This window comes from Azonexus sp. (assembly GCF_036170495.1).
GTDB lineage: Bacteria > Pseudomonadota > Gammaproteobacteria > Burkholderiales > Rhodocyclaceae > Azonexus.
Genome location: NZ_JAVHPH010000067.1, coordinates 1 through 6,035, shown reverse-complemented (window position 1 = coordinate 6,035; position 6,035 = coordinate 1). Strand labels below are relative to the sequence as shown.

At 57.5% G+C, this 6,035-nt stretch carries 10 protein-coding genes; all 10 read right to left on the bottom strand.

Features of this window, described 5'->3' with window-relative positions; translation table 11 throughout:
* Positions 1 to 640: flagellar biosynthetic protein FliR (gene fliR / locus ADADOO_RS02240; RefSeq protein ID WP_511274629.1), on the bottom strand; the 640-nt coding region annotated here is incomplete at its 3' end.
* A gap of 2 nt (positions 641 to 642) precedes the next feature.
* On the bottom strand, positions 643 to 912 hold the full coding sequence (fliQ, locus tag ADADOO_RS02235) for a flagellar biosynthesis protein FliQ (RefSeq protein WP_511274628.1): 270 nt from the start codon (positions 910 to 912) through the stop codon (positions 643 to 645).
* A complete protein-coding gene (fliP, locus tag ADADOO_RS02230) occupies positions 909 to 1,655 on the bottom strand; it encodes a flagellar type III secretion system pore protein FliP (RefSeq protein ID WP_511274626.1) in 747 nt (248 codons plus the stop codon). Before fliP ends, fliQ begins: the two co-directional genes overlap by 4 nt.
* Positions 1,648 to 2,076 carry a flagellar biosynthetic protein FliO gene (fliO, locus tag ADADOO_RS02225; RefSeq protein ID WP_511274624.1) on the bottom strand — a complete coding sequence of 143 codons (429 nt, stop codon included), beginning with the start codon at positions 2,074 to 2,076 and terminating at the stop codon, positions 1,648 to 1,650. The genes fliP and fliO overlap by 8 nt, the downstream gene beginning before the upstream one ends.
* A gap of 111 nt (positions 2,077 to 2,187) precedes the next feature.
* Complete coding sequence (gene fliN, locus ADADOO_RS02220) at positions 2,188 to 2,628, bottom strand: flagellar motor switch protein FliN (RefSeq protein WP_511274622.1); 441 nt, start codon at positions 2,626 to 2,628, stop codon at positions 2,188 to 2,190.
* Entirely contained in the window at positions 2,621 to 3,637 is a 1,017-nt protein-coding gene (gene fliM / locus ADADOO_RS02215) for a flagellar motor switch protein FliM (RefSeq protein WP_511274621.1), read from the bottom strand. Before fliM ends, fliN begins: the two co-directional genes overlap by 8 nt.
* 6 nt (positions 3,638 to 3,643) lie before the next feature.
* The gene (locus ADADOO_RS02210) at positions 3,644 to 4,210 is read right to left on the bottom strand and encodes a flagellar basal body-associated FliL family protein (protein WP_511274619.1); all 567 of its coding nucleotides are present in this window, start codon (positions 4,208 to 4,210) and stop codon (positions 3,644 to 3,646) included.
* A 35-nt stretch (positions 4,211 to 4,245) separates the two neighbouring features.
* On the bottom strand, positions 4,246 to 5,445 hold the full coding sequence (locus ADADOO_RS02205) for a flagellar hook-length control protein FliK (RefSeq protein WP_511274617.1): 1,200 nt from the start codon (positions 5,443 to 5,445) through the stop codon (positions 4,246 to 4,248).
* A gap of 15 nt (positions 5,446 to 5,460) precedes the next feature.
* The gene (gene fliJ, locus ADADOO_RS02200) at positions 5,461 to 5,916 is read right to left on the bottom strand and encodes a flagellar export protein FliJ (RefSeq protein WP_511274616.1); all 456 of its coding nucleotides are present in this window, start codon (positions 5,914 to 5,916) and stop codon (positions 5,461 to 5,463) included.
* Between the two features lie 3 nt (positions 5,917 to 5,919).
* Positions 5,920 to 6,021 (bottom strand): hypothetical protein, encoded by a 102-nt coding sequence (locus tag ADADOO_RS02195; RefSeq protein WP_511274631.1) that lies wholly within the window; start codon positions 6,019 to 6,021, stop codon positions 5,920 to 5,922.
* Positions 6,022 to 6,035: the final 14 nt, after the last annotated feature.

Genomic DNA, 6,035 nt, shown 5'->3' with positions numbered 1-6,035 from the left:
TGTTCAATTGAGGGGCGGCCCGGGTGAGGACGGCCAGCGCAATGTTGGTGATCATCAGTGCGACCACTACGGGGAGCGAGAGCAAGACCCCGACCGAAAACATTTTTGAGCCGAGTTCGACCAGATTCAGCCAGCTCGTCGCAGCCATGGGTGTTGCGCTGACCGGTATGGCGTAAAAGCTCTGGGCGAGCGTGGCGATATACATCAGGTGGCCATTCAGTGAGAGAAACAGCAGGAAACTGACGAGCCCCATGAATTCGCTGATCACGGGTGTTTGCGAGGCGCTCAGTGGGTCGTAGGCGGTTGCGAAGCCGAGCCCCATCTGGGCGCCGATGAATTCCCCGGCAAAATCGACGGCGGCAAAGACAATACGGGCAGCGAAGCCCATGCCGATACCGATCAACATTTGCTGCGCCAGTATCCAAAGACCGGCCAGCGAGCCCGGCGCGACCGCCGGCATGGGGGGGAGGGCCGGGGCGATGGCCATGGCAATGCCAATGCCGAGAATGAGCCGCGTGCGGCGGGGAATTCCGGCTGAACCCCAGAGCGGCGAGGTGGCGATAAACGCCAGAATGCGGGTCAGCGGATAGGCAAAGGCAACAATCCAGGCGTCGAGTTGTGCCGTGGTGATGCTGAACATGGTCAGCCGATCAGCTGCGGAATGCTCTCGAACAAACGCTGGATGTAGTCAATCATGTATTCGAGCATCCAGGGGCCGACGAAGATCAGGACCAGGAACATGACGACCAGTTTGGGGACGAACTGCAGCGTCGCTTCGTTGAGCTGGGTTGCCGCCTGAAAGATGCTGACAATCAAGCCAACGATCAGGGCGGAGAGCAGCATTGGCGCCGCCAGAACGAGGGTGACTTCGATGGCCTGTCGGCCGATTTCCATGACGACACCCGGGGTCATGGATTGAAGCTTTTAACCAGCGAACCAATGACCAGATGCCAGCCGTCGACCAAAACGAAGAGCATTAGCTTGAACGGCATTGCAACCATGACCGGCGACATCATCATCATGCCCATCGACATGAGCAGGCTGGCTACCACCATGTCGATGATCAGGAAGGGGATGAATATGATGAAGCCGATCTGGAACGCTGTTTTCAGTTCGCTGATGACGAAGGCGGGAATCAGGACGCGCAGGGGTATGTCGTCAGGTTTTTCGATTTTATCGACCTTGGCGACACTCGCCAGCATGGCGATGTCGGCTTCCCGGGTCTGGCGCAGCATGAAGCTGCGCATCGGAACCGCCGCTCGTTCGCCGGCCTGGGCGATGTTGATCTTGTTTTCCGAGAGCGGCAGGTAGGCGTCGGTATAGACCTGGTCGAGCGTTGGCGACATGATGAAAAAGGTGAGGAAAAGCGCCAGGCCGACCAGAACCTGGTTGGGGGGAGATGTTTGCGTGCCCAGGGCGTGGCGGAGCAGGGAAAGCACGATGATGATGCGGGTAAAGCTCGTCATCATTAGAACCGCCGCTGGCAGGAAGGTCAGCGCCGTGAGGAAGAGCAATGTCTGGATGGTCAGGCTGTAGGTGGTGCCGCCGCCACCAGTTGGTGTACTGGTGACTGACGGCAGTCCGCCTGCGGCTTGGGCTACAGCAACGATCGGGGGGAGCAGCAGGCCAAGCCCGAGTACGACTCGCCTAAGCATTGTTGTGGCGTTCCTTGATGGATTTTAACCACTGGGCAAAAGGCGCTTCGGTGGTGCCCGTGGTCGGTTCTACCTCGATGCGGCTTCCCTTGGGGAGTTGATGCAGCGTGCGAATCTGACCGGGAACAATGCCGATGACCAGCCAGCTATCACCCACTTCGACCAGCACAATGCGCTCGCGTGGCCCGAGCGCCACGCCGCCTATGATTTTCATGCCACCCTGGCCAAAACCTTTGCCACCCGACAGCTTGCGGGCCAGCCAGGCGGTGCCGAAGAGTAGTCCGAGGATAAGGAGCAGGGCCAGGGTTGCCTGCAGGTAGGTGCCGGCTGGAATGCCGGGGCTGACGGCGTCGCTACCCCACGCGGTGATAGGCAGCAGGAGTGGAAAAAGAAAGCGCAGCAAGTCGGAGGTCGCGGTCAAAGTAGGTTAGGGCGCTATCTTAAACCCAAACCCGAAAATTGACTTTGCTACGGTCAACCGGAAATTTTGCCCAAAATTGAAAGAGGGTGGTCTGCGGCGCAGACCACTAGATCAGCGGTTCAGCTTACGCATCCGCTCCGAGGGCGTGATGATGTCGGTCAGGCGGATACCGAATTTGTCGTTCACCACGACCACTTCACCTTGCGCGATGAGTGTGCCATTGACCAGGACGTCCATCGGCTCACCAGCCATCGCGTCGAGTTCGACGACGGAGCCATGAGCCAGTTGCAGCAAGTTCTTGATGGTGATCTTGGTCCGGCCAAGCTCGACGGTGATCTGGACGGGAATGTCGAGAATCATGTCGAGTTCGTTCATGATCCCGCCCTGGCCCAGTGGCGCCGAAAAGGACGGGAAGATGTCGGCCGGTTGGACGGTTGCCGCGGCAGCATCGTCGGTAACGGTTTGTTCCGCCATGGCGGCTGCCCAGTCATCCTCGCTGATCTGGCCTGCGTCTTCGGTCGGGGGGTCCATATTTTCGATATTGTCAGCCATTTTTCTCTCCGATCACCGGTTCACCGGGCGGTGCGTCGGGCGAAGCAGCGATGAATCGCTCGACCTTTAGTGCGTATTGGCCATTTTGCTGGCCATAGGAACATTCCATCAAGGGTACGTTATCGACCAGTGCCTCAATGTGCGGCGGCAGGTTGAGGGGAATAACGTCGCCCTCCTTGAGATTCAGAATTTCGCGCAGCGATATTTTACCGGTGCCCAGGTGCGCGACGATTTCTACCTCTGCCCCCTGTAATTGCTTACGCAAAGTACCGATCCAGCGTTTGTCAGTCGATAGCTGGTCACTTTGCATCGTGCTGTAGAGCAGGTCGCGGATCGGCTCAAGCATCGAGTACGGAAAGCAGATGTGCATGTCTGCCGTGGCGCCACCGAACTCCAGCGTAAAGGTCGTCGAAACAACGATTTCCGACGGCGTGGCAATGTTGGCGAACTGCGAGTTCATCTCCGAGCGAATGTACTCGAAGTTGATGTCGTAGACCGGCTTCCACGATTTGCTGTACTCGGTGAATACGACGTTCAGCAAGCCCTGGATGATGCGTTGTTCGGTGGCCGTGAAATCACGCCCTTCGACACGGGTGTGGAAGCGCCCGTCGCCACCGAACATATTGTCGACGACCAGAAAAACCAGATTCGGATCGAAGACGAACAGCGCCGTGCCCCGTAAGGGCTTGGCAATAACCAGATTCAGATTGGTCGGGACGACCAGGTTACGGATGAACTCGCTGTATTTTTGCACCCGGATTGCGCCGACCGAGATTTCGGCGTTGCGGTGCATGTAGTTGAACAGGCCAATACGCAGGTAGCGAGCGAAGCGTTCGTTGACCAGTTCCAGCGTCGGCATCCGGCCGCGGACGATCCGCTCCTGGGTGCCGAGATTGTACGAACGTATCCCGCCGCCTTCCCCTTCGTTATTGTCGGGTTCGTCGGTTTCACCGGTGACCCCCTTGAGTAGGGCGTCAACCTCGTCCTGGGATAGGAAATCTCCCGCCATGGATCCTTACTGAATAATGAATGAGGTAAACAAGACTGCCTTGACCGGGCCGTCCGGGGCTTCAACTACCCCTTTTTTGTTCTTGGCGGGCGGTTCGATGACCGAATTGATCTCATCCTTGAGTGCATTGGCCAGTTGCTCCTTGCCTTCCTTGGGTAACAACTCGGAGGCCTTCTTCGATGACAGCAACAACGTCAGGTTGTTGCGAATCTTCGGCATCTTGGCTTTGATGTCAGGCTCCGCCATCGCATCTTCAACTTCAAGCGACAGCGCCACCTGCAAATACTGATCACCGGTTTCCGGCACCAGATTGACGGTAAATGCATCCAGATTGATAAATACCGGATGGGCTTCCTTGTCTTTTTTCTTGTCTTTCTTTTTGGCTGGCTTGGCTGCCTCTTCTGCGTTTTCCCCGTCGTCCTCGGCGGGGTCTGCCTTCTTGAGCAACATAAAGGCCGCGCCTCCACCCAGAACCACCAGAAGAACGACCGAAAGGATGATGATCAACAGTTTTTTGCTTTTTTTCGGGGGGGCTTCTGCCCCTTCTGCGGCTGGCTTGGCATCCTTGGCCATTGTCTATCCCTCGTTACTCGATCATGACGATCCGGTTATGCGAACAGGTCTACCAAACCACGTCCCCGCTGAATCGGTATTCCGGCCAGGTTCGAGCTTGCGTGACTATCGGGCGAAAGTATAGCGTTTTCCCCGCTGGTGCGGGCTTCATTGCCAAATTGAAAAGGGATTTCGCGGTTCTGCGATGACAATTGGCTGCCGATATGGGCTTCGCCAAGGCTGATGCCGGCATTCGAGAACATTTCGCGCAGTTCGGGCAGGGAGTCTTGAATGGCCTGACGGACCTCTTGGTGTGGCGAGGCGAATGCGGCGCTGGTCTGGTCGCCGTTGATCGAAAGGGTGATCTGAATCGGGCCGAGTTGTGGCGGGTTGATGTTGATCTGGGCGACCTGCTGGTCATTTTTGGCCAGCCAGACGACACGGGAGCCAAAATCCTGAGTCCAGTTTGGTGAATGGATCGCGCTGGCGATCGCCGGTGGGGGCGTTGGTGCTGCGGTGCTATTTGTAGCTCCGGCTGCAGCCATTGCCGTGGCGAAGGCAGATGTTGAGCCGCTGTTGCCAGGGTTCGAGTCGCCGGCAAGAATTGCCGCATTCGCCGAGTCCGAACGCGGAGGTGTCGGCAATTCGGGATTGGGGGCCGCTATGGCCCCGGTGAGATGTGAGCCCCTCTGCTCCGACAGGGGCGGGCGTCCTTCATTATTGGAGAAGTCAATACCGTCTGCCTTGGCCATATGGGGGGCCGTGTCCGGTTTGTTGCGGTCAACGCTCTCCGGGGGGCGATTTTGAACCGGCGGCGTGGCCATGGGCACAACGTACTGGGCCGCCAGGCCCGGATCAGTCTGAATGGAGTCGGCAGCTAGTTTTCGCTCCTTGTCACCATCTTCTTTCTTGCGATCAGACTCGGCGGCAGTCGCAACGGACTGGCTGGGGTTGGCGGATAGCGCGGCCAGCACCTCTTTGGCGCTTCCCTCAATGACCTTGCTGAGTAATTCACTGGCCGGCTGCTGGCTTGCCGGGATGCTTTCGGCTGTCAGCAAACCCGGTATCGTCTGGTCTGGAGAAGGAATCTGTTCGGCAAGAAGGGCGGCGAAGCCGGGCGGCAAACCGTTCTCTGCCGGTACTTCTCCAACGCTGGGCAAGGTCGCTTTTCCGCCGCTGACTGCGATCAAACTGGAAATTGCCGAAATGCTCATGATCAGACCTTGAGGTGCATAGAGATGCTTCAAGATAAGCAAGGCATGTGCCTGATGTTAGTCGGGCTCTTCTTCGTTGCGCACAGCATATTTGCGTGCCGAGTGTTCTTCCTGAATTTTTTGCTGCTGCTTATTGTCGAGTACTTTTTCTCGCACATCGTGTCGATGCGACAGGGTGTCAATGGCTTTCAGGCGCTTGTTCTGCTCTTTCCAGTTTTCCTGACCGCTTGCCGTGTCCTGCTCGGAATGGCGAACAGCCAATGTTTGCTGGCCGATTGCCTCGTCGATGCGGGCCAGAAAGTCCTGGTAATTTCGTAGCGCCATCGGTGTCAGACCTTGCATGCAGGCCTCCCGCAACTTGACGGCATAGTCCGCACGATAATCCTCGAGCATCTGCAGGCGGCTGCGGGCGCTTTGTTCGGCGGCTATCAACTGGCCAAGCTGACGCGTGGCTTCGTCTGTGCGGGTTTGCATCAGTTCGAGCAAGGGCAGCAACGAAAATTTGTTGGCCATGGCTTAGGGGAACAGGGCCGAAAGGGCGCTGATGCTGCTGGCAAAATCGGCTTGCTCGGTGAGTTGTTGTTGAAGGAAGGCTTCCATGCGCGGATAGAGATTGATCGCCTGATCCAGCA